The 22060-nt window shown below is 70.2% G+C and carries 19 protein-coding genes; 7 read left to right on the top strand and 12 right to left on the bottom strand.

The annotated features are described in order from the left end of the window. Positions 1–29: 29 nt before the first annotated feature. The 4 genes from I2501_RS29095 to I2501_RS29110 all read right to left on the bottom strand — a co-directional run bounded on the left by I2501_RS29095 (position 30) and on the right by I2501_RS29110 (position 3987). A complete protein-coding gene (locus I2501_RS29095) occupies positions 30–371 on the bottom strand; it encodes a hypothetical protein (protein ID WP_196197247.1) in 342 nt (113 codons plus the stop codon). 167 nt (positions 372–538) lie between these two features. Then, positions 539–2347 (bottom strand): alkaline phosphatase family protein, encoded by a 1809-nt coding sequence (locus I2501_RS29100; RefSeq protein WP_196197248.1) that lies wholly within the window; start codon positions 2345–2347, stop codon positions 539–541. Between the two features lie 223 nt (positions 2348–2570). Beyond that, positions 2571–2933 (bottom strand): ArsR/SmtB family transcription factor, encoded by a 363-nt coding sequence (locus I2501_RS29105; protein WP_328806711.1) that lies wholly within the window; start codon positions 2931–2933, stop codon positions 2571–2573. Positions 2934–2961: 28 nt separating this feature from the next. Continuing rightward, positions 2962–3987, bottom strand: a complete 1026-nt coding sequence (locus tag I2501_RS29110) for a LysR substrate-binding domain-containing protein (RefSeq protein WP_328806712.1) — start codon at positions 3985–3987, stop codon at positions 2962–2964. Positions 3988–4109: 122 nt separating this feature from the next. Here I2501_RS29110 and I2501_RS29115 point away from each other — a divergent pair, with 122 nt between their 5' ends. Then, on the top strand, positions 4110–5228 hold the full coding sequence (locus I2501_RS29115; protein ID WP_328806713.1) for a YeiH family protein: 1119 nt from the start codon (positions 4110–4112) through the stop codon (positions 5226–5228). 93 nt (positions 5229–5321) lie between these two features. Further along, positions 5322–6098: an HAD-IA family hydrolase gene (locus tag I2501_RS29120; RefSeq protein ID WP_196197251.1), complete on the top strand. Its 777-nt coding sequence runs from the start codon at positions 5322–5324 to the stop codon at positions 6096–6098. A gap of 16 nt (positions 6099–6114) precedes the next feature. Here the strand turns inward: I2501_RS29120 and I2501_RS29125 are convergent, their stop codons facing one another. The 7 genes from I2501_RS29125 to I2501_RS29155 form a co-directional block, all read right to left on the bottom strand. Further along, a complete protein-coding gene (locus tag I2501_RS29125) occupies positions 6115–6918 on the bottom strand; it encodes a class I SAM-dependent methyltransferase (RefSeq protein WP_196197252.1) in 804 nt (267 codons plus the stop codon). Positions 6919–6997: 79 nt separating this feature from the next. Further along, positions 6998–7627 (bottom strand): potassium-transporting ATPase subunit KdpC, encoded by a 630-nt coding sequence (kdpC, locus tag I2501_RS29130; protein ID WP_196197253.1) that lies wholly within the window; start codon positions 7625–7627, stop codon positions 6998–7000. A 22-nt stretch (positions 7628–7649) separates the two neighbouring features. Further along, a complete protein-coding gene (kdpB, locus tag I2501_RS29135) occupies positions 7650–9743 on the bottom strand; it encodes a potassium-transporting ATPase subunit KdpB (protein WP_196197254.1) in 2094 nt (697 codons plus the stop codon). After that, entirely contained in the window at positions 9740–11404 is a 1665-nt protein-coding gene (gene kdpA, locus I2501_RS29140; protein ID WP_196197255.1) for a potassium-transporting ATPase subunit KdpA, read from the bottom strand. The genes kdpB and kdpA overlap by 4 nt, the downstream gene beginning before the upstream one ends. Then, a complete protein-coding gene (gene kdpF, locus I2501_RS39780) occupies positions 11404–11493 on the bottom strand; it encodes a K(+)-transporting ATPase subunit F (RefSeq protein WP_196197256.1) in 90 nt (29 codons plus the stop codon). Before kdpF ends, kdpA begins: the two co-directional genes overlap by 1 nt. A gap of 241 nt (positions 11494–11734) precedes the next feature. Beyond that, positions 11735–13633, bottom strand: coding sequence for a glycoside hydrolase family 55 protein (locus tag I2501_RS29150; protein WP_215910092.1), 1899 nt, complete (start codon positions 13631–13633; stop codon positions 11735–11737). Continuing rightward, complete coding sequence (locus tag I2501_RS29155) at positions 13630–14997, bottom strand: ROK family transcriptional regulator (protein ID WP_196197257.1); 1368 nt, start codon at positions 14995–14997, stop codon at positions 13630–13632. Before I2501_RS29155 ends, I2501_RS29150 begins: the two co-directional genes overlap by 4 nt. Before the next feature lie 157 nt (positions 14998–15154). On the opposite strand from I2501_RS29155, the gene I2501_RS29160 reads away from it, so the two are divergent. The 5 genes from I2501_RS29160 to I2501_RS29180 all read left to right on the top strand — a co-directional run bounded on the left by I2501_RS29160 (position 15155) and on the right by I2501_RS29180 (position 20561). Further along, the gene (locus I2501_RS29160) at positions 15155–16483 is read left to right on the top strand and encodes an ABC transporter substrate-binding protein (RefSeq protein WP_196197258.1); all 1329 of its coding nucleotides are present in this window, start codon (positions 15155–15157) and stop codon (positions 16481–16483) included. 250 nt (positions 16484–16733) lie between these two features. Next, positions 16734–17627: a carbohydrate ABC transporter permease gene (locus I2501_RS29165; protein ID WP_408022797.1), complete on the top strand. Its 894-nt coding sequence runs from the start codon at positions 16734–16736 to the stop codon at positions 17625–17627. After that, positions 17620–18543: a carbohydrate ABC transporter permease gene (locus I2501_RS29170; protein ID WP_196197260.1), complete on the top strand. Its 924-nt coding sequence runs from the start codon at positions 17620–17622 to the stop codon at positions 18541–18543. Before I2501_RS29165 ends, I2501_RS29170 begins: the two co-directional genes overlap by 8 nt. Before the next feature lie 112 nt (positions 18544–18655). Continuing rightward, positions 18656–20032, top strand: coding sequence for a GH1 family beta-glucosidase (locus I2501_RS29175; protein WP_196197261.1), 1377 nt, complete (start codon positions 18656–18658; stop codon positions 20030–20032). A gap of 40 nt (positions 20033–20072) precedes the next feature. Then, positions 20073–20561, top strand: a complete 489-nt coding sequence (locus tag I2501_RS29180) for a GNAT family N-acetyltransferase (RefSeq protein ID WP_196197262.1) — start codon at positions 20073–20075, stop codon at positions 20559–20561. A gap of 72 nt (positions 20562–20633) precedes the next feature. Here the strand turns inward: I2501_RS29180 and I2501_RS29185 are convergent, their stop codons facing one another. Next, positions 20634–21887: an HNH endonuclease signature motif containing protein gene (locus tag I2501_RS29185; RefSeq protein ID WP_196197263.1), complete on the bottom strand. Its 1254-nt coding sequence runs from the start codon at positions 21885–21887 to the stop codon at positions 20634–20636. Positions 21888–22060 lie beyond the last annotated feature (173 nt).

Below are 22060 nucleotides of genomic sequence, written 5' to 3' on the forward strand. Positions count from 1 at the left end.
CACTGACCAGCGCTCACTGGCCGACCAGCTCACTGCCCCACGAAGCTGAAGCTCCTGTAGATCCTCGGCCCCGGGCCGGTACTGGTGTCCGTCGACAGGTAGAACGGCCCGCGGGACACGAAGTTGGTGCAGTTGCGGCCGGTGTACAGGTGCATGTCGGCCAGCGTCTGGTCGGTGACCGTGGTGACGTCCGGGATGGAGAAGTTGTGGCAGGCCGACGTCGCGGGCAGGTTGGTGAAGGTCTGCACGGCGCGGCCGTCGGTCGCGAACACCTGGCCCTGCGGGAGGTCGGAGCAGCCCGCCAGGACCGACGCCAGGGCGGCGACGCCGAGCAGCACGGCTGTGGGACGGGACATCAGAGCGCGGGACATCACGCCTCCTCGGAGCTGGGCGCAGGGCCGGACACGGTCGCCACGCCTCCGAGGCTATGCAGACAGACCGGGGCCCGCTCCCCCGCCGCGACCGGACGGGTGAGCGGGCCCCGAGGCTCACTACTGCAGACGAGCGCTCAGATCACCAGCGCTCAGATCGCCAGGGCTCAGTTCACCGTGAGGCGGACCGGTCCAGCCAGCGCCGTGTACCCGTCGTTGGCCAGGTAGTAGACGTCGTACGAGCCGGCGCCGGAGAGGCTGCTGGTGGAGAAGGTCAGGCTGCCGCTCGCGTTGGGCGCGTACTGCCAGGTCAGCGAGGACTGCGAGCCCGGAGTGACGCCCGCCGGGTAGATGCCGATCCAGTTGGTCGAGCTGACCGAGCTCGACGGCGTCGAGTACTGGAAGGTGACGGACGATCCGTTGCTCACGGTCGGCGTGCTGGTGGTCAGCGTGCTGGTCGCGGGCGGCGGCGGGGTCGTCCCGCCGGAGCTCGGCACGAACGCGTCGTTGAGCGGCGTCGCGTAGGTGTCGTTGGCGGTCAGGCCCGGCAGGCCGAGGGCGGACTCGATGGTGCGGGCCGTGCTGTAGTGGTCGTAGCGGGAGGAGCTGGTGGTGCCCGCCGGGACCGTGCCCTGGGAGCCGTCGACCACGGCGAGGACGTGGTTGTCCGGGTTGCTGGTGTCCTCGTCCCAGGTCAGGATCAGCAGCGACTTCTGCGTGGTCCAGGCTGGGGAGTCGAGCACCGGCGTCAGGTTCTGCTTGAGCCAGGTGTCCTGGGTCTGCAGGCTGGTGGTGTTGCCGTTGCCCGAGGCCTCGCCGTCGTAGTAGTCGTCGGCGGCGATCCAGGAGAAGTTCGGCGTGGTGGACGCCGACTTGAGGTCGGTGGTCAGCTGCGTCGTGTCGAACAGGTGCGCCGCGCAGCGGGACGCGTTGCCGCTGACGTCCGTGTAGTTGATGAACGGCGCGTCGTCCGGCTCGTACTTGGCGTCGTACTGGGTGGTGGTGTTGCAGGGCGTGCCCATCCCCTGCTCGTAGGCCTTCCAGGACTTGCCTGCGGCCTCGAGGGTGTCGCCGAGGTTCTTCTCCGGCGAGTTGATGTTGGGCCAGTAGGTGGCGCCGTTGGTGTAGGTGTCGCCGCCCGCGATGGCGAGGTAGTTCTCGTCGCTCGGGTGGTAGACGCCGTGGTAGTTGTTCAGCGTCGCGCCCTGGGACATCAGGCTGTGGATGAACGGCGTGTCCGTCGGGTCGTTCATGACGGCCGAGTAGTCGGTGTTCTCCATCATGACCATGAACACGTGGTCGTAGCCCGGCACCTGGGAGACCGGCTGGGCCAACGTGGCCGCGGTCACCGGGGTGTTGAGCGTCAGCGACAGGTTGTCCAGGTAGCCGGACTCGCCGGAGCTGTCGAGGAACTGGACCTCGACGGCGATCGATCGGGTCCCGGACGGGATCGCACCGGTCGTGCTGCGGGCCAGGAATGACGTGGCGTCACCACGGTTGGCGGCGCTGACGGTCGGCAGCTCGGCGGTCGAGCCGAGCTGGTTGCCCGAGGCGTCCTGGAAGGCCAGCGAGACCTGGACGTACCCGGCGTAGGTCGTCCAACCCCCGAGCCAGCCGGACAGGTTGTAGCTGACGCCGCCCGCGTCGATCGCCGACGCCGCCGAGGAGACGTCGACGGTCTGCTCCATCGCGCCGTCACCCTGGTTGCCCGGGGCGAAGAAGGCGTTGCCGGGCGCGGGCGTCGACGGGTGGCTGAAGCTGCCCGCCGAGTAGCAGACCACGTCCGGGCTGCCGGAGAGCACGGTCCACCCGGGCATGGTGGTGGCCGCGGTCCAGTCCTTGGTGCAGTAGCCCGCTTCCGCGTCACCGTTCACTATCAAGTTGCCGCTGGTGGTGGCCGCATGAGCGGGCGTCACCACCAACAGTGCGCCGAGAAGCGCGACCACGGCGCTCAGCGCCCGCCAGATCCGACTCATTCTCCGCTGACCCTTCCGTCGGTCCTCCGTGCCGCGGATCGAGCTCCGCCAGGAGGACTGCGTGTCCATGCAGAGCATGGTTAACGTCCAGGGCTGTCCGCTGGAAGAACGGTCGGACAACGCTCAGAGACTAAAGCGGGCCAACTTGTCCGGACAAGTGTTCTGTCCTTGTTTGGACAAGTAGTCGACAGGTAGTCACTCCCCATCGGGACAGGCGGACGGCTCAGGAGTGCGGGGGGATGCCCTGCAGGGCGTGGTCCGCGTGGGCGGCGACCTCGTCCAGCAGACGGTGCAGGTGCGCGCCGCGCAGCCGGTAGAGCCGGGCCCGCCCGTCCGCACGCTGGTCGACCAGACCGCTGATCCGCAGCTTGGAGAGATGCTGACTCGCGGCCGTCGGCGAGCAACCCGCCGCCTCGGCCAGCGCCGTCACCCCCAACTCGCGCTCCCGCAAGGCCCACAGCAGCCGCAGCCGGGTCGGCTCGGCAAGCATCGCCAGCACTCCGACGGCCGTCCCGACCTGCGCGTCGCTCAGCGGCCTACCCGGGACGCTGTGACGGTACGCGGGCTGCTCGGAAGATGTACTCACCTGCGCCATCCTTCCAGTTCCGCCGCACTCAACGCGCGCCACTCCCCTGCTCACCGGTCTGCTCACCGGCCTGTTGACCGGCCTGCTGTCCACCCTGCCGCCCGCGTCGGATCAGGTCGAGCAGCAGACGGGCCGGGGCGGGCAGTTCACCGCCGGAGGGCCAGACGGCGCGCAGCACGCGGCTCAGCACCACGTCCGGGGCGACCGGGATCTCCACCAGCCGCCCGGCCGCCAGGTCGTCGGCCACGGCGAGCAGCGACAGCACTGCCGGGGCCGCGCCCTGGGCGGCGGCGCTGCGCAGCGGCGCGGTGGCCCCCAGCTCCAACGCGGGCACCGACGGCCCGACCCACGGCCGGAGCGCCCGCTCCAACGTCTCCCGCGTGCCCGATCCCGGTTCGCGCAGCAGCAACGGCGTCTCGGCGAGCTCGGCACCTGTCACGGGGACGGGCTCAGCTATGGGGGTGGCACCGGGTGCGGTCCGGCGCGCCCAGGGGTGCTCGGGCGAGGTGACGACGGCCAGCCGGTCCCGGCCGACCGGCACCGAGCGGAAGTCCCGGGGCACGAACGGGCCCTCGATGAACCCGAGGTCCGCCTCGCCGTGCCGGAGCGCCTCGATCACCTGGTGGCTGTTGGTCACCCGCAGCCCGACATGCGTCCCCGGGCTGACCTGGCGCAGGCTGATCAGCCAGCCCGGCAGCAGCTGCTCGGCCAGGGTCAGGCTGGCCACCAGGCGCAGTTCGCCACGCTGCTGCGCCTGGAGCGCGGCCAACGACTCGGCCAGCACGTGCGCCTGTTCCAGCACGCCGCGCGCCCAGTCGGTGACCACCAGCCCGGCAGGCGTCAGCTGCGAGCCGCGCCGGGACCGGTCGAGCAACAGCAGGTCCAGCTTCCGCTCCAGGGTCCGCAGCCGGGCGCTGGCCGCAGGCTGCGTGATCCGCTGCTGCGCGGCGGCCCGCCCGATGCTGCCGGTGTCGGCCACCGCGACCAACAGCTCCAGCGTCTGCAGGTCGGGCAACCGCCGCGAGGTCGGCAGATCAGCCCCGTTCTCGGTCACCGGGCTTCCTCCGTCACAGAACTTCCTCGGTCACAGGCGCTCCTTGGTCATAGGGGAACCCTATGACGTCCTCCCGGATTTCCGTCTACCGGCTCCCTGGGCGGAGATCAAGAGTGGTCACCGTGACCGTCACGCCCGTACGACCTCGCCGCTCCGCGACCTCCGGCCCCTCCGCCTCCTCCGTCCCCTGCGCCTCCTCCGACGCCTCGGCCCCCTCCCCCTCGCGGCGTCTGCCCGCCGCGCTGCCTGGACTGGCCGTCTCGGCGGTCGCGGTCGGGATCGCCTGGGGCGCGCACGAGCTGGTGCCGTCGCTCTCCCCGCTGACGGCCGCCGTCGCGCTCGGGGTCCTCGCGGGCAACCTGCGGCTGCTGCCCGCCGCGACGCGTCCCGGTCTCGGCGTCGCCGCCAAGCGCGTGATGCGGATCGGGATCGTGCTGCTGGGCCTCAAGCTGGCGCTGGGCGACGTGCTCGGCCTCGGCTGGCAGACGCTGCTCGTCGTCGCCGTGACGCTGTTCGCGACCTTCTTCGGCACCCAGTGGCTCGGCCGCAAGGCCGGACTCCCCGGGGACCAGCCGCTGCTCATCGCCACCGGGTTCTCCATCTGCGGCGCGTCCGCCGTTGCTGCCATGAACGGCGTCACCGAGAGCGAGGAGCGGGACACCGTCACCGCCGTGGCACTGGTCACCCTCTGCGGCAGCCTGGCCATCGCCGTACTGCCGCTGCTGCGTCACCCGCTCGGTCTGGACCCGATGCAGTTCGGCCGCTGGGCCGGGGCCAGCGTCCACGACGTCGGCCAGGTCGTCGCCGTCGGCCAGACCGCCGGCCCGGCCGCGCTGGCCGAGGCGGTCGTGGTCAAGCTGATGCGGGTGGCCCTGCTCGCCCCGATCGTCACCGGCGTCGCACTGGTCCGCAGCCGCCGCCGTGCCGCACAGCAGAACACCACCCAGGACGCCACGCAGGACACCGGGCAGGCGACGAAGCGACCGGCGCCTGTGCCGCTCTTCCTGGTCGGCTTCCTCGCCTGCGTCGCGATCCGCAGCACCGGCCTGCTCTCCGCCGGGACCGTCAACATCGCGGGAACCGTCGACGACCTGCTGATGGCTGCCGCGCTGTTCGCCCTCGGCGCTGCCGTCGACATCCGCACCCTGGTCCGCACCGGCCGCCGGGCCCTGCTGGTCGGGCTGGCCTCCTGGGTGATGATCGCCGGCGTCGCCTACGCGGGTGTACTGGCGACCACGTGATCACTGTGGCGACCGTTTGATCATGCTGGTGACCGGCCGATCACACAGTGCTGTGCACAGGGCGCCGATGGACATGATCAAATATGGCGGGTGATGAGCAGAACCAAGAGCCATGCCGTGATGTTCGACTTCTCCGGGACGCTGTTCCGGATCACCTCGACGGCCGAGTGGCTGGCCGGGGCACTGGAGGCGACGGGCATCGAGCTCCCGGCCGCCGCGCGGGACGACCTGGCCGCCCGACTGGAGCGCGCCGGAGCGCTGCCCGGCGGAGCGGTCCCCGAGGCGGTCCCGGACGACCTGGTCCCCCTTTGGAACGAGCGCGACCTCGACGCCCGGCGCCACCACGACGCCTTCACCGCCATGTCCCGCCTGGCGCTGGCCGACGCGTCCCTGACCGACCCGTCCCTGGCCGACCCGTCCCTGACCGGGCTGGACGTCCTCACCGCCCACCCCGACCGGGTCGACGAACTGGTCGAGGTCCTCTACCAGCGCCACATGAGCCCGGCCGCCTGGCGGCCCTACCCCGACGCCGAGGCGACCCTGAAGGAGCTGCGCCGCCGCGAGATCCCGGTCGCCGTGGTCAGCAACATCGGCTGGGACCTGCGGCCGGTCTTCCGCGAGCACGGGTTCGACGAACTGGTCGACGCCTACGTGCTCTCCTACGAGGTCGGGGCGGCAAAGCCCGACCCGGCGATCTTCCAGGCCGCCTTCACCGCACTCGGCAAGGTCCCCACCGAGACGCTGATGGTCGGCGACGACGCCGGTGCCGACGGCGGCGCGACGGCCCTCGGCTGCGCCTTCCTTGAGGTCGCGCCGCTGCCGGTGGACCAGCGGCCGAACGGTCTCACGGTCGTGCTCGACGAGGTCTGATCGCTCACACGAGCGATCACTTGCGCGCGATGATCAGATGCCGCGTGGAGTGCGCCACGAACGGGCCCTCCGCGCGGATCTGGGCGTCCAGCTCGCGCAGCCGGTCGCGGTAGGCCTCGACGGTGAAACGGGGGACGATCCACACGACCTTGCGCAGGAAGTGGACCACCGCGCCGACGTCGAAGAACTCCATCCGCAGCCGCTCGGCCCGCAGGTCGACCAGCTCCAGACCCGCCTCGCGCAGCTCCGCGACCTCCTGGTCGGGGTGGCGTGAGCTGCGGACGTCCCGGGGCTGCGGGCCGAGGAAGAACTCGGTCACCTCGAAGACGCTGGACGGCCCGACGTGCTGCGCCACGTAGTGCCCGCCGGGCACCAGCACTCGGGCGATCTCGTCCCACCACGGCCGGACCGGGTGACGCGACGTCACCAGGTCGAACGCGCCGTCCGCGAACGGCAGCGGCGGCTCGTCCGGCGTGGCGACGACCGCGACGCCGAGCGGGTGGAGCAGCCGGGTCGCCTTGGCGGCGTTGGGCGCCCACGACTCGGTCGCGACCATGGTGCGCGGACGCCGCTCGCCGCTCGCCCCGGCGGGCCCGCCTGTCAACGCCCCCGCCAGCGCGCCCGCCAGCACCTCCCCGCCGCCGGTCTGCAGGTCCAGCGAGGCACCGCCCGCCGTTCGGGCCAGCCACTCGCCGAGCACCCGCTGGTAGCCCCAGGAGGGCCGCGCCTCGGTGGCCCGTCCCTCGAACCAGGAGAAGTCCCAGCCCTCGGTCGGCGCGTTCTCCGCCTCGGTGATCAGTTCTTCGAACGAGCGCATCATGATCGATATTCTCGAATACGATCACCGATCAGTGCTCGTATTTACGGCTGTGCTTTCTGCTTCAGCTGTGCTTTCGGCTTTACGGCTGCAAGCGCGCCAGCGCCAGGTTGAGCGTCACCACGTTCACCCGCTGCTGGCCCAGGAAGCCGAGCACCCGCCCCTGGACGTGGTCGCTCACCAGCGCGCGCACCACCGAGGGCGCCAGCCCGCGGCGGCGGGCGACCCGGTTGACCTGCTCGTAGGCGTACGCGGGTGAGATGTCCGGGTCCAGGCCCGACCCGCTGGAGGTGAGTGCGTCCGGCGGCACGGAGGCCGGTGACACACCGTCGAAGAGCGCGATGGCCAGCCGTCGGGCCTTGACCGTCCGGGTCAGTCCGAGGTCGTCGGGGCCCAGGTTGGATCCGCCCGAGGCGGTGGTGTCATAGCCAGTGCCCGCGGCCGAGGGACGCGGCTGGAACCAGCGCGCATCGGGCACCGAGGGGGCCTTCGGGTCGATCGGGCGCAGCGAGAAGGTCTGCCCGATCAGGCTGGAGCCGACGGTCCGTCCGTTCAGCGTCACCTGGGAGCCGTTGGCCTGACCGGGCAGGAGCAACTCGCCGATCCCGGTGATGACGAGCGGGTAGACGATGCCGCAGACCACCGTGAAGACCAGCAGCAGCCGTAGCCCGGTCAGATGCAGCCGGACCATCGCCGGCAGGGGCTTGGCCATCACCGCTCCTTTCCCGACACCATCAGTGCAGCCCGGGGATGAACTGGACGATCAGGTCGATCACCTTGATCCCGATGAACGGCAGGATCAGCCCGCCCACGCCGTAGACACCGAGGTTCCGGCGCAGCAGGGAGGAGGCGGACGACGGCTTGTAGCGGACGCCGCGCAGCGCCAGCGGGATCAGCCCGATGATGATGAGCGCGTTGAAGATGATCGCCGAGGTGATCGCCGACTTCGGGCTGTGCAGGTGCATGATGTTCAGATGCCCGAGCCCCGGGTACACGCTGGCGAACATGGCCGGAATGATCGCGAAGTACTTCGCCACGTCGTTGGCGATCGAGAAGGTCGTCAGCGCACCGCGCGTGATCAGGAGTTGTTTGCCGATCTCGACGATCTCGATCAGCTTGGTCGGGTTGGAGTCGAGATCGACCATGTTCCCGGCCTCCTTGGCGGCCGAGGTCCCCGTGTTCATCGCCACGCCGACATCCGCCTGGGCCAGCGCCGGGGCGTCGTTGGTGCCGTCGCCGGTCATCGCCACCAGCTTGCCGCCCGACTGCTCCTGACGGATCAGCGCCATCTTGTCCTCGGGCGTCGCCTCGGCGAGGAAGTCGTCCACGCCCGCCTCCTCGGCGATCGCGGCGGCCGTCAGCGGGTTGTCGCCCGTGATCATCACGGTCCTGATCCCCATCGCCCGCAGGTCCTCGAAGCGCTCCCGGATGCCGTGCTTGACCACGTCCTTGAGGTAGATCACGCCGAGCACCTGCGCCGGGCGCGCGGACACCCGCTCCGCCACGACCAGCGGCGTGCCGCCCAGGTTGGAGATCCGGTCCACGACGGCGTCCAGGGCCGGGTCCGGCTCGCCGCCGTTGTCCCGGACCCAGGTGGCCACGGCCGCCGCCGCGCCCTTGCGGGTGGCGTGGACCCCGTCGGGCTCGTCCAGGTCCACGCCGGACATCCGGGTCTGCGCGGTGAACTCGATCCAGGTCGCATGCTCGAGCTCACCCTGGTGCCGGGCACGCAGACCGTACTTCTCCTTGGCCAGCACCACGATGGACCGGCCCTCGGGCGTCTCGTCCGCCAGCGACGACAACTGCGCGGCGTCGGCCAGCTTGCCCACCTCCACCGCGCCGACCGGGAGGAACTCGGCGGCCTGGCGATTGCCGAAGGTGATCGTCCCGGTCTTGTCCAGCAGCAGCGTGGAGACGTCACCCGCCGCCTCGACCGCCCTACCCGACATGGCCAGCACGTTGCGCTGCACGAGACGGTCCATACCGGCGATGCCGATCGCGGACAGCAGCGCGCCGATCGTCGTCGGGATCAGCGCGACCAGCAGCGCCACCAGCACCACGATGGTCTGCTCCGCGCCCGCGTAGGTCGCCATCGGCTGCAGCGTCACCACCGCGAGCAGAAAGACGATAGTGAGCGACGCAAGCAGGATGTTGAGCGCGATCTCGTTCGGCGTCTTCTGCCGGGCCGCGCCCTCGACCAGGGCGATCATCCGGTCGATGAAGGTCTTGCCCGGCTCCGAGGTGATCTTCACGACGATCCGGTCGGACAGCACCTTCGTCCCGCCGGTCACGGCCGAGCGGTCACCGCCGGACTCGCGGATCACGGGCGCGGACTCACCCGTGATCGCCGACTCGTCCACCGACGCCACACCCTCGACCACGTCACCATCGCCAGGGATGACCTGACCGGCCTCGACCACCACGTGGTCCCCGAGCCGGAGTTCGGTCGCCGCGACGGTCTCCTCCGGCACGCCCGTCGTGCCCGGCGTCCACGCGCCGACGACGCGGCGCGCCACGGTGTCGGTGCGGGTCCGGCGGAGCGTCTCCGCCTGGGCCTTGCCCCGGCCCTCCGCCACCGCCTCGGCCAGGTTGGCGAAGACGACGGTCAGCCACAGCCACGCCGTGATCACCCACGCGAAGACGCTGGGGTGCCGGATCGCCGCGTACGTGGTGAGCAGCGAGCCGATCTCCACCACGAACATGACCGGGTTGCGGACCATCACCCGCGGGTCGACCTTGCGGACCGCGTCGGGCAGCGACTCCAGCAACTGCTTCGGGTCGAGCAGGCCCCCGGAGACCCGCTGTGTGTCGACGGTGTTCTCGCTCACTTGTGCAGGCCCTCCGCGAGCGGTCCCAGCGCCAGCGCCGGGAAGTAGGTGAGGCCGACCACGATCAGCACCACGCCGGTCAGCATCCCGACGAAGAGCGTGTTGTGCGTGGCGAGCGTCCCGGCCGTCCTCGGCACCGGCTTCTGCCGGGCCAGCGCGCCGGCCAGCGCCAGGACGAACACCATCGGCAGGAACCGGCCGAAGAGCATGGTCAGACCGAGCGCCGTGTTCCACCAGGTGCTGGTGACGGTCAGTCCGGCGAAGGCCGAGCCGTTGTTGTTGGCGCACGAGGTGAACGCGTAGAGCACCTCGGTGAAGCCGTGCGCGCCGTTGTTGAGCATGGCCGCCCGCTCGGCCGGGAACGTCATCGCCACGCCCGTGCCGACCAGCACGATCGCCGGGGTGGTGAGGATGTAGAGCGAGGCGAATTTCATCTCCTGCCCGCCCAGCTTCTTGCCCAGGTACTCCGGCGTGCGGCCGACCATCAGACCCGCGACGAAGACGGTCACGATCGCCAGGATCAGCATCCCGTAGAGGCCCGACCCGGTGCCGCCGGGCGCGACCTCGCCGAGCATCATGTCGAAGAGCGCCACCCCGCCGCCGAGCGGGCTGAGCGAGTCGTGCGCGGCGTTGACCGCACCGGTCGAGGTCAGCGTCGTGGAACTGACGAAGAGTGCGGAGCCGGCGATGCCGAACCGCACCTCCTTGCCCTCCATCGCCGCCCCCGCCGCCTGCAGCGCGGTGCCGTGGTGCTGCCACTCGAAGAACGACACCAGGGCGGTCGACGCCACCCAGAACACCGACATCACGGCCAGGATCGCGTAGCCCTGCCGTCGGTCGCCGATCATCGTGCCGAAGGTGCGCGGCAGCGCGAACGCGATGACCAGGAGCAGGTAGATCTCCAGCCAGTTGGTCCACGGGTTGGGGTTCTCGAACGGATGCGCGGAGTTGGCGTTGTAGAAGCCGCCGCCGTTGGTGCCCAGCTCCTTGATCGCCTCCTGCGAGGCGACCGGACCGCCTGGCAACGACTGCGTCGCGCCGCTGATGGTGTGGATCGTCTGCGCGGCGTGCAGGTTCTCCACCACGCCGCTCGCGACCAGCACGATCGCGAAGACCACCGCGATCGGCAGCAGGACCCGGACGATGATCCGGGTCAGATCGGCCCAGAAGTTGCCCACCCGGTCCGTCGTCGTCCGGGTGAAGCCGCGGATCAGCGCCGCGACGACGGCGATGCCCACCGCCGCGGAGAGGAAGTTCTGCACCGCGAGCCCGGCCATCTGGACCAGATGGCCCAGCGTCGCCTCGCCGGAGTACGACTGCCAGTTGGTGTTGGTGACGAACGACGCGGCGGTGTTCCACGCCGTCGGGGGCGGCACGGCCGGAAAGCCGAGCGAGAGCCACAGGTCGTTCTGCAGCCGCTGGAAGGCGTAGAGGAACAGCACCGAGACGGCCGAGAAGGCCAGCACGCTGCGCAGGTACACGTACCAGGTCTGGTCCCCGTCCGGGTTGACGCCGACGGCGCGGTAGATCCACCCCTCGACCCGCAGATGCCGACCGCCCGTCAGCACCCCGGCCATGTAGTCGCCCAGTGGCCGGTACGACAGGGCCAGCGCCGCGACCAGTGCGATCGCCTGAAGGAACCCGGCAAGGGTCGGGTCCACTAGAACTTCTCCGGCAGCAGCAGCGCCGCGACCAGGTACCCGACCAGGGCCACGGCCACCACCAGGCCCACGATGTTGTCAGCCGTCACAGCCGTTCGACCCCCCTCACAGCTTCTCCACGCCCTTGGCGATCAGGGCGAGCAAACCGAAGACGGCAACGGTCACGGCGATGAAGGCCACATCGGACATACGCCGAACGGTCACCCCGCCGCCGCCCGGGCAAACCGTCCCGGCGTCGGGGTCCTCCGAAAGGGCGTCAGGTCAGCGACAGCGTCAGGGCGGGGCGGGGCGGGCGGGGTCGCGAGGTCAGTCGCGAGCTCAGTCGCGAGGTCAGGGGTAGGACACGACGTCCTTGGGCCCGGCCGAGCCCTGGCCGACGGCCCCGCCCGTGCCGTTGATCACGGAGTCGATGCCGCCGGTGCCGTTGAGGAAGACCGTGAGCAGGTCGTGGAACTGCACGCCCGGGGTGTGCGGGGCCTGGAAGGCCATGGCGTTGTGGACCGCGCTGCCCTGATTCCCGGCGGCCTGGTCGAAGTTCGAGTAGCTGCCCATCCCGTACCCCTGGAACGAGGTGACGTTGTCGGCGACGGAGAACGCGGGGTAGCCGTTCTGCGTCGGGCTCGCCCGCCAGGCGGACTGGTTGGGGACGTCGTAGGGGTTCTCGTTCTGGTAGAAGACCACCTCGCCGTGCTGGCCGTTCCAGACGGTCTCGCTCTTCTGGAAGTGCTCCACGGCCAGTCCGGTCGCGGTGACGCGGTCGCCGTTGACGACGAGCCCGGTGTCGCTCCGGTCCCCGGCCCAGCTGCCGGCACCGGTGCCGTGATCTGCGCGCCAGATCCAGGCGTCGTCGATCAGGGAGTCGTTGCTGTCGTCGATCAACGCCGTCGTCGCCGTCCCCGCCGTCGCCCCGCCGATCCGGAAGAAGATGTCGTCGAGGCTGACCGGGTCCTCCGCATGACCGACCGTCGAACCCGGGGTGCCGACCTGGAGCAGCGCGGGCGAGGCGGTCGTCCCCGCGTCGAAGATCAGCCCGGTGACGTTGACGCCGCTGACGTCGGCGATGGTCATGGTGACGTTCCCGCTGGTCGGGACCAGCGTCGCGAAGCCCAGGCCGACGATCTTCGTGTCCGCGCGGGTCACCCGGATGCTGCTCGGCAGGTCGTAGACGCCCGGTGTGACCAGCAGGTTCTCGCCGTTCGCCAGCGCGGCGTCGATCTGGCCGACGGTCGCGCCCGGACGGACGACGAAGAAGCTGCTGAGCGGGAGCGAGGTCCCCGACGTGTCGCCGTGGGCCCAGGTCGGGCCGGTCGAGTCGGTCTGCTGGGCTGGGACGAAGACGCGGTAGTGCCCGCTCGCGTCCAGGTAGAGGTAGGGCGCCTCGCGGGTGACCGGGCAGGTGGCCAGCGTGGTGTAGGAGCTCGGCCCGCCGTTGTCACCGGAGTTGCTCGCGAAGCTCTGCGTGGGCGCGCCGGTGTCGCCGCAGAAGACCTGGTTCCACACGGCGTTGCTCCACCCGTCCAGACTGCTGTCGCGGGTGAAGAACTGCTGCTGGGAGCCGTTGGTGACCGCCCCTCCGGTGAACTCGGAATCGGCGATGAAGCCGCCGCTGGCCCAGTCCGGCGAACCGGTGCAGTGGTCCATCAGGCTGAGGTTGCCGTTGATCCGCACCCGCCGGAGCGGCGCGGCCTGGGACACGGCCCAGACGTCCGTGTCCGCGTAACAACCCGTCATTCCCGCGACATTGACGGTCAGATTGCTCAGCGACCGCCAGAAGTTGGTGGTCGCGTAGCACTGGCTCTGGTTGCCGCCGACGCACTGGTTGTACACGTTGACGCTGCCGTTGACGACCACGTCCCCCGGGTTCTGCCCGAGACCGGCGACGCTCTCGTAGTACCCGACCGAGAAGACCAGCGGATCGGCGGCCGAGCCGTACGTGCCCGGCTTGAAGAGGATCGCGTAGCGGTCGGTCCCGAACTCGTTGCTCCCTTGGGAGTTGGCGATCAGGTTCAGCTGGCTCTGGATCGACGCCTGGGACATGGCCGGGTCGAAGACGACGACGTTCGGGCCGAGGCTTCCGCCGGTGGGCGGCGCCGTCGCACCGGCCCCGTCCGCCGACGGTGGTGGCGGCGCGGCGGACCCGGAGTCCAGCATGAGGGCGACGACGGTCGGAATGACCAACGCGAGGACGACGATGAGGGCGAAGAACAGTCGGCGCGGTGCGAAGGTCACTCCCGAACCCTCTCACGTGCCGCTATCGGGACGGCACTTGGGCGCGTCGCCGGCAGTCCGCCAGGGAGCCCGGCAGGCATTCCGGCCGGGAGTACGGCAGGCGGTCCGGCCGGGAGCACGCCGCCCGCCGCCAGGAACCGCGCGACCGGCAGCGTCGCCGCGCCGCGCGCGACCGCATCCGGACCGAGCGCGCCCAACTCCACTGAGGTCAGCGCGTACGGCAGCCGCAGCGCGTGCTCGCGGGCGACCTCGCGGATACGCGGCAGCAGGCGCGGCGCCATCGCCAGTCCGGCCCAGCCGCCGATGATGACCTGCTGCGGGTTGAGGAAGTTGACCACGTTGGCGATGCCCACCCCGATCCGCACCGCCGTCTCGTCCAGCACCTCGCGTGCCGCGTCGCCGAGCCCGGTGTCCTCGTCCGCCACCGTGAGGATGCGTCTCAGGCCGGACTCCTCGTCAGCGCCGAGATTCTGACTATCCATCAGATCATCGTCGCCCACCGCCTCCTGGAACCGCGCGATCACCGCCTCCGCACCGACGTAGGCCTCCAGGCAGCCCCGGGCGCCGCAGCGGCAACGGCGGCCTCCGTACTCGACGTTGAGGTGACCCCACTCGCCCGCGCTGGTCGTGGAGCCGCGCATCGGCGCTCCGTCCACGATCACCGCGCCGCCCGCGCCGGAGCCGAGCAGCAGGAACACCGCGCTGCCCGGCCGTGCGGTACCACCCGTGACGCTGCCCGCGCCGAACCACATCTCAGCCTGTGCCATGGTCGTGGCACCGTTGTCGATGTGCAGCGGCAGGTCGGTGTGCTCGCGCAGCAGCTGCTCCAGCGGGACGGCGTCCCACCCCACCGTCTGCCCGTGCACGACGGCCTCCGGCTGGTGCTGGACGATCCCCGGCACGCCGATCCCCACGCCGAGCAGCGGTTCGGCCACTCCCGCGGTCAACTCCCGCAGCCCGCCCGCGATCGCGGCCACCACCTGGTCCGGTTCGAGCGACCCCGCACCCGCCCCCGAACCCGTCATCGGCACGTCCACGGCGGCGAGTTCGTGCAGCCCGAGGTCGAAGCGCTCCATCCGGACCCGGGTCTCCCCCACGTCCACGCCGATGGCCTGGAACCGTGCGTGGTCCACCCGCAACAGGATCCGGGGCCGTCCGCCGTCCGACTCGACCGCGCCCGCCTCGACGACGACGCCGGCCTCCAGCAGGTCGGCGACGACGTTGCTCACCGACGCCGAGCTCAGGCCCGTCGCGTGCACCAACTCCTGGCGACTCAGCGGCCCGTGAAAGTAGAGCCGGCGCAGCAGCCTAGCTCGGTTGCCGCGCCGCAGGTCACGGACGTTGCGCCGACCCTCATCCGTCATGGGGCCATCCTCCCGGCCGATTTCGTGCCCTCGCAAGCTGTTGACGGTGCATTCTCCCACGAGTTAAATCACACCTCGAACTAAGCCATGAGCAAAGCCCTTTCCGTAGCCGCTGCACCTCCGCGAACAGCCGCCCACGCCGTCGAAAGGCCCACCCATGCGTAGATCCGCCTTGCTCGCCCTCGCCGTGTGCAGCACAGCCACCGCCCTGTTGGCCACAGGGTGCAGCAGTTCGGGGAGCACCACCGGTGGTGGCTCCGGCGGTTCGGGCCAGACGCTCACCTACTGGGCCAGTGACCAGGGCAGTTCGATCGCCGACGACGTCCAGGTGCTCACCCCGGAGCTCAACGCCTTCACCAAGCAGACCGGCATCAAGGTCCACCTGGAGGTCATCGGCTGGAACGACCTGCTCAACCGGATCATGGCGGCGGTGAGTTCGGGCCAGGGCCCCGACGTGCTCAACATCGGCAACACCTGGTCCGCCTCGCTCCAGGCGACGGGCGCCTTCCTGCCGTTCAGCAGCGACGTGATGCAGCAGATCGGCGGATCCAGCCGGTTCCTCCCCGGCGCCCTGGCCGCCACCGGCGCGCCCGGCAAGCCGCCGGTCGGCGTCCCCATCTACTCGATGGCCTACGCCCTCTACTACAACAAGGCGATGTTCAAGGCCGCCGGGATCGCCAACCCGCCGACCACCTGGAGCCAGTTCGTCGCCGACGGCACCAAGCTCACCAAGAGCGGCCAGTGGGGCGTCAGTGTCGAGGGCGCCCAGACCCCCGAGAACGCGCACCACGCGTTCACCTTCGCCGCGCAGCAGGGCGGCAGCTTCTTCGACAGCTCCGGCAAGCCGACCTTCGACACCCCGCAGAACATCGCCGGCATCAAGACGTACATCGACTTCATGGCCGCGGACAAGATCGCCAACCCGAGCGACGCCGAGTACTCCAACGGCACCGAGGCGGTCAAGGACTTCGCCACCGGCAAGGCCGCCATGATGCTCTGGCAGGACGCCGGGCAGGACCTCACCAACTACGGGATGTCGCCCAGCCAGTACGGTGTCGTCCCGGTCCCCTTCGCCGACACCTCCGCGCCGAGCGGGCCCACCCACGTCGACTCGATCGTCGCGGGCATCAACATGTCCGTCTTCGCCAACACGAAGAACAAGGACGCCGCGCTGAAGTTCGTGAAGTTCATGACCAGCCAGCCCACGCAGATCGCGCTGAACAAGTCCTACGGCTCGCTGCCCTCGGTCAGCGACGCGTACACCGACCCGGCGTTCCAGACCGCGACCGTCAAGGTCTTCCAGAACGTGCTCGCCTCGTCGGCCGCGCCGATGCCCGCGGTCGCGACGGAGAGCCAGTTCGAGACGGTGATCGGCGCGGCGCTGAAGAACCTCTTCGCCGACGCCGCCAGCGGCAAGCCGGTCACCGACCAGAGCATCGCCGCGCAACTCGACCAGGCCCAGCAGCAGTTGCAGGCCGGCGGCTGAGGCGGGCACAAGCATGTCACGCTCTTCCCCCGAGGCCGCCGACAGCGCTGAGGCCTCCGACAGCGCCGAGGCCTCCGACAGCCCTGATACTGCCGCGGTGCCCGGGGCGCGTGCCACGCGCCCCACAACGGCCGCGCGCCCGGCAACCGCACCCCGCCCGCCGACCGCACCGCGCCGGCCAAGCGCACCCCGCCGACCAAGCGCACCCCGCCCGTCCATCCCAGCGCGCGCCGCCCAGCGCGTCCGCCGGGTGGGGCTGCCCTACCTGCTCCTGCTGCCCGCCGTCCTCTTCGAGCTGCTGGTCCATGTGGTGCCGATGCTCGTCGGCATCTTCATGAGCTTCAAGCAGCTCACCGAGTTCTTCATCCGCAACTGGACCGCCGCGCCCTCCGCCGGGCTCGACAACTACCGCTTCGCGCTGAACTTCAACGGCGCGATCGGCAGCATGCTGCTCCACTCCTTCCTGGTCACCTGCGGGTTCACCGTGCTGACGGTCGGGATCTCGTGGCTGTTCGGCACGGGCGCCGCGCTGCTGATGCAGGACCCGTTCCGCGGCCGCGGCCTGCTCCGCACCTACTTCCTGGTCCCGTACGCGCTGCCCGCCTACACCGCCGCGATCACCTGGGAGTTCATGTTCCAGCGCGACACCGGTCTGGTGAACCGGCTGCTCGTCGACGACCTGCACCTGTTCCACACCGCGCCGTTCTGGCTCATCGGCGGCAACAGCTTCTGGGCCCTGGTCGTCACCGCGGTCTGGCGTACCTGGCCCTTCGCCTTCCTGGTGATCACCGCCGGGCTGCAGAACATCCCCGGCGACCTCTACGAGGCGGCGGCGATCGACGGCGCGGGCGTGTGGCGGCGGATCCGCTCGATCACGCTGCCGCAACTGCGCCCGGTCAACCAGGTGCTGGTGCTGGTGCTCTTCCTGTGGAACTTCAACGACTTCAACACCCCGTACGTCCTCTTCGGCAACGTCCCCCCGCCGCAGGCCAACCTGATCTCGCTGCAGATCTACGACACCTCCTTCCAGAACTGGAACTTCGGCTCCGGCTCGGCGATGTCGGTCCTGCTGCTCCTCTTCCTGCTCGTCGTCACGGCGGTCTACCTGCTCGTCACCAACCGGAGGAGGAAGGCCGATGCATGACATATCGTCAGGTACTGCTGCCGGGACACTGCGTCGGCCGGCGAGAAGTCGGCCAGCGAGACGTCGCCGCTCGCCGATGGCGCCGCCACCGGCGTTCCTGTGGACCCGGCGGATCGTGCTGACGCTGCTCGGCCTGTTCACCTTCGTGCCGCTGTACGTCATGGTGACCGGCTCGCTCAAGCCGCTGCAGGACGTCCAGTCGGCGTTCCAGTGGATCCCCGCGCACCTGACGCTGCGCCCCTACGTCGACATCTGGAGCACGGTCCCGCTGGGCCACTACTTCGTCAACAGCCTGATCGTCTCGTCCTGTTCGACCGTCGTGTCGGTGCTGATCGCGATCCTCGCCGCCTACGCGGTGAGCCGCTACCGGTTCCCCGGACGGCAGTTGTTCAGCGTGACGGTGCTGTCGACGCAGATGTTCCCCGGGATCCTGTTCCTGCTCCCGCTGTTCCTGATCTACGTCAACATCGGCGCAGCCACCGGCGTCCAGCTGTCCGACACCCTGCTCGGCCTGGTCATCACCTACCTGACCTTCACCCTTCCCTTCTCCATCTGGATGCTGGTCGGCTACTTCGACTCCATCCCGAGGGAGTTGGACGAGGCCGCCAAGGTCGACGGCAACGGCCCGATCGGCGCGCTGGTCCGGGTCATCGTGCCGGCCGCCATCCCCGGGATCGTGACCGTGGCGGTGTACTCCTTCATGACCGCCTGGGGCGAGGTGCTCTTCGCCTCGGTGATGACCGACGACTCGACGCGCACGCTGGCCGTCGGCCTGCGCAACTACGCGTCGCAGAACGACGTGTACTGGAACCAGATCATGGCGGCGTCGCTGGTGGTGAGCGTGCCCGTGGTGGTCGCGTTCCTGCTGCTCCAGCGGTACCTGGTGGCCGGGTTGACCGCAGGCTCCGTCAAGTAGCCGAGCCACGCCACCAGCGCTGTTCTTCTTCTTTTGCTCTTCTCTTTTGCTCTTCTCTTTTGCTCTTCTCTTTTGCTCTTCCCGTCCCCTGCACCGTGAGTTGAGGAGACCCATGTCTTCCCCCGACACCTCCGTGTTCGGCCCCGACTTCCTCTGGGGCGCGGCGACGTCCGCGTACCAGATCGAGGGGGCCGTCGCCGAGGACGGCCGGTCCGCGTCCATCTGGGACACCTTCTGCGCCGTCCCCGGCGCGATCGACAACGGCGACACAGGCGCGGAGGCGTGCGACAGCTACCACCGCTGGCCGGAGGACATCGCGCTGATGCGCACCCTCGGCCTCGACTCGTACCGCTTCTCCCTCGCCTGGCCCCGGATCTTCCCCGACGGCACCGGCGCGCTGAACCAGGCAGGCCTCGACCACTACGACCGCCTGGTCGACGCGCTGCTGGAGGCGGGCATCCGCCCGAACGCCACGCTCTACCACTGGGACCTCCCCCAGACCCTCCAGGACCGCGGCGGCTGGCCCATCCGCGCGACCGCCCACGCCTTCGCGGACTACGCCGGAGCCGTCGCCGCCCGCCTCGGCGACCGCGTCGAGCACTGGGCCACGCTCAACGAACCGCTGTGCAGCGCCTGGATCGGGCACCTGGAAGGCTCCATGGCCCCCGGCCTCAAGGACCTGACGGCGGCCGTCCGCGCCTCGTTCCACCTCCACCTCGGCCACGGCCTCGCCGCACAGGCGGTCCGCGCCGCGGCACCGGGCCCGGTCCGGATCGGCATCACCAACAACCTCAGCACCTGCGAGCCCGCTTCCGGCTCCGACGCGGACATCGCGGCAGCGCGCCGCGCCGACGGCCACATCAACCGCTGGTGGCTCGACCCGATCTTCGGCCGCGGCTACCCGCAGGACATGGTCGACGTCTACGGTGTGGACCTCCCCGTCCACCCCGGCGACCTGGACACCATCGCGCAGCCCCTGGACTGGCTGGGCGTCAACTACTACTTCCGCCAGATCATCGCCGACCGGCCGGACGGTCCCGTCCCGCACTTCACCCAACTCCGCGGCCCCGGCCCGAAGACGGCGATGGGCTGGGAGGTTCACGCCGCCGGACTGGAGCAGCTGCTCCTGCGCGTCACCCACGACTACGGCGCGCAGCACCTCTTCGTCACGGAGAACGGCGCGGCCTACGAGGACGTGGTCAAGGCATCCGGAGAGGCGGGCGGCCTGGAGGTCGTCGACCCGGAGCGCACCGCGTACCTGGAGCAGCACCTGGCCGCCTGCGCCCGCGCCGTCGCGGCCGGGGCACCGTTGCGGGGTTACTACTGCTGGTCCCTGCTGGACAACTTCGAGTGGGCCTACGGCTACGACAAGCGCTTCGGCCTGGTCCACGTCGACTACCCGACCCAACGCCGCACCATCAAGTCCAGCGGCCACCGCTACGCCGCGCTCATCCGCGCCCACCGCGCCCAGTTCCCGGGGAGGGCGTGACCATTTATCAACCCGGGGCCAGCGTGGCAGGCTGCGTTCCATGGCAGTCGACCGAAACGGTGAGCAACGGGACGGCAGGGGCCTCGCGGTCCGCGCTGCTCGCCCCGACGACAGCGAAGGCGTCCTCGCGCTGGCCCCGCGCCTGCTCGAAGGCGTCGCTCCCTGGCGGGATCCGGCCGGGGCGCTACGCGCCGCGCAGGGCTGGCTGACGGGGTCGTTGGACGCTGGGGCACTGCTGGTCGCCGAGGCGGACGGCAGGCTGCTCGGCGTGATCTCCGTGACCGAGCAGGGGCACTGGACGGGAGCCCGGGACGCCTACATCGGCGAGCTTGCCGTGTCGCCCGAGGCCAGCCGCCGTGGCGCCGGCCGTGCCCTGGTCGCGGCGGTCACCGACTGGGCACGTCAGCGGGGGCTGGAGAGTGTCACCTTGCAGACGGGCGCTGCGAACGCCACCGCGCGTGCCTTCTACGCTGCCCTCGGCTTCGCCGAGGAGGAGGTGCGACTGACCTTGCCCCTCGACCCCGCGTGACTTCACGCGTGTGGGCATGCCGATGGGCCGCTTCCCGGGGTGGTTGGCGGCTGGTCGGCGGGGTTGGGGTTGTTAGTTGCGTTGGGGGTAGCGGGTGTTGGGTGGGGGTGGGGTGTCGGGTGGTGGGACGGCGTGGGGTCGGCCGTTCCGCATTTCCAGTTCCCAGCCGGTCTGGTGGAGATCGGCGTGGTGCTCGTTGCAGAGCAGGGCGAGATTGTCGAGACTGGTTTCGCCGCCGTCCGCCCAGTGGGTCACGTGGTGGGCTTCGCACCAGGTGGGTGGTCGGTCGCAGCCGGGCCACACGCAGTGCCGGTCGCGGGCGACGACCGCATCCCGCAGGTGGGCCGGGACGGTGCGGGTCGCCCGGCCGATGGAGACCGGCTTGTCCTGCCCACGCGTAAGGATCACGCGGACCTGGCAGTCACACGCCTCCTTCCGCGCCTGCCAGGCGGGGAGCTGGTAACCCCGGGTGGTCGTCGCCACAGCCTTCGGCCGCAGCAGCCCCGACAACTCATCCGTCCCGCCCTCCGTAAGGGCGGGGTGGGTGGGGCAGGCGCTTCGGAGGGCGTCGAGGTCGGCGATCAGGGTCAAGTGCGGACGCTGCCCACCCGTCGTGGGGAGCTTGTCCGAGCCCAGCGCGAGGTCGGTGACGGTTTCGAGGGCGTCGCCCATGCGCTCACTGTGGGTCCGGGTCTCGCCCTCGACCGGGGTGCCCATCGCCGCCTCCAGGGCGACCCGGAGCTTCTCCCCCGCCACCGGCGAGAGTTCACCGGACAGGACCCAGAACGGCCGGTCACTGGTCCCGGTCGCCGAGAGCTTGACCCAGGACTGGAACACCGCCGGAACCACCGTCGCGTCCGCGTCCCGCTCGGGGACCAGGTGGGCGTGGATCTGCTTCGCCGCCTGACGCACATGGGCAAGGTGGAGCTTCGGGGTCTGCTCGACCATCAACACCTCCGCCTGACGGCGCGCGGCGGTGTCCTCGATCGGGGCAAGCTCCTTCGCCAGGATCTCCACCTGATCCGTCGACAGAGCGCCCTCCGCCTGGGCCTGACGGATCGTCGGAAGCTTGTCCAGATCCCGCGCCAGGTTCACCAGGCGATTCGCGTGCCCCTGACCCATCTGCGCATGCGTCCGCAGGAACCCCTTCGTCGAGCGGCAGCGGACAGCGGTAGCAGCGCCCACGCGGTCGAACACCGCCAGACGACGCAACTTCTGCGCATCCAACATCTCCGACAACCGCTCAAGAGCCAGGAACTGCTCCGCGAGGAAATCCACACCCGCGTCCAACAACGCCTCATCGTCCTCGTCAGCGAGCGCCGTCAACAGGTCACGCGCGCACCCGGGAAGAGTTCGCAGCGGATCAGTGAACCGCGCCTGACGCGACGAGGAGGGCGTGCCCGCGACGAACCGGGAACCCGCCGCATCCTGCGGCAAACCCAGCCAGTCATCACCAGCAGGAGACGGAGAAGGAACAGAAGGGGGAATTGAAGGGAGCC

This window comes from Streptacidiphilus fuscans (assembly GCF_015690355.1).
Classification (GTDB): Bacteria; Actinomycetota; Actinomycetes; order Streptomycetales; family Streptomycetaceae; genus Streptacidiphilus; species Streptacidiphilus fuscans.

Bases quoted from the DNA above. Each gene is read 5' to 3' on its own strand.
- I2501_RS29095 (WP_196197247.1), bottom strand. From the start codon at position 371: ATGTCCCGCGCTCTGATGTCCCGTCCCACAGCCGTGCTGCTCGGCGTC.
- I2501_RS29100 (WP_196197248.1), bottom strand. From the start codon at position 2,347: ATGAGTCGGATCTGGCGGGCGCTGAGCGCCGTGGTCGCGCTTCTCGGC.
- I2501_RS29120 (WP_196197251.1), top strand. From the start codon at position 5,322: ATGAGCAGAACCAAGAGCCATGCCGTGATGTTCGACTTCTCCGGGACG.
- I2501_RS29125 (WP_196197252.1), bottom strand. From the start codon at position 6,918: ATGATGCGCTCGTTCGAAGAACTGATCACCGAGGCGGAGAACGCGCCG.
- kdpC (WP_196197253.1), bottom strand. From the start codon at position 7,627: ATGGCCAAGCCCCTGCCGGCGATGGTCCGGCTGCATCTGACCGGGCTA.
- I2501_RS29155 (WP_196197257.1), bottom strand. From the start codon at position 14,997: ATGACGGATGAGGGTCGGCGCAACGTCCGTGACCTGCGGCGCGGCAAC.
- I2501_RS29160 (WP_196197258.1), top strand. From the start codon at position 15,155: ATGCGTAGATCCGCCTTGCTCGCCCTCGCCGTGTGCAGCACAGCCACC.
- I2501_RS29170 (WP_196197260.1), top strand. From the start codon at position 17,620: ATGCATGACATATCGTCAGGTACTGCTGCCGGGACACTGCGTCGGCCG.
- I2501_RS29175 (WP_196197261.1), top strand. From the start codon at position 18,656: ATGTCTTCCCCCGACACCTCCGTGTTCGGCCCCGACTTCCTCTGGGGC.
- I2501_RS29180 (WP_196197262.1), top strand. From the start codon at position 20,073: ATGGCAGTCGACCGAAACGGTGAGCAACGGGACGGCAGGGGCCTCGCG.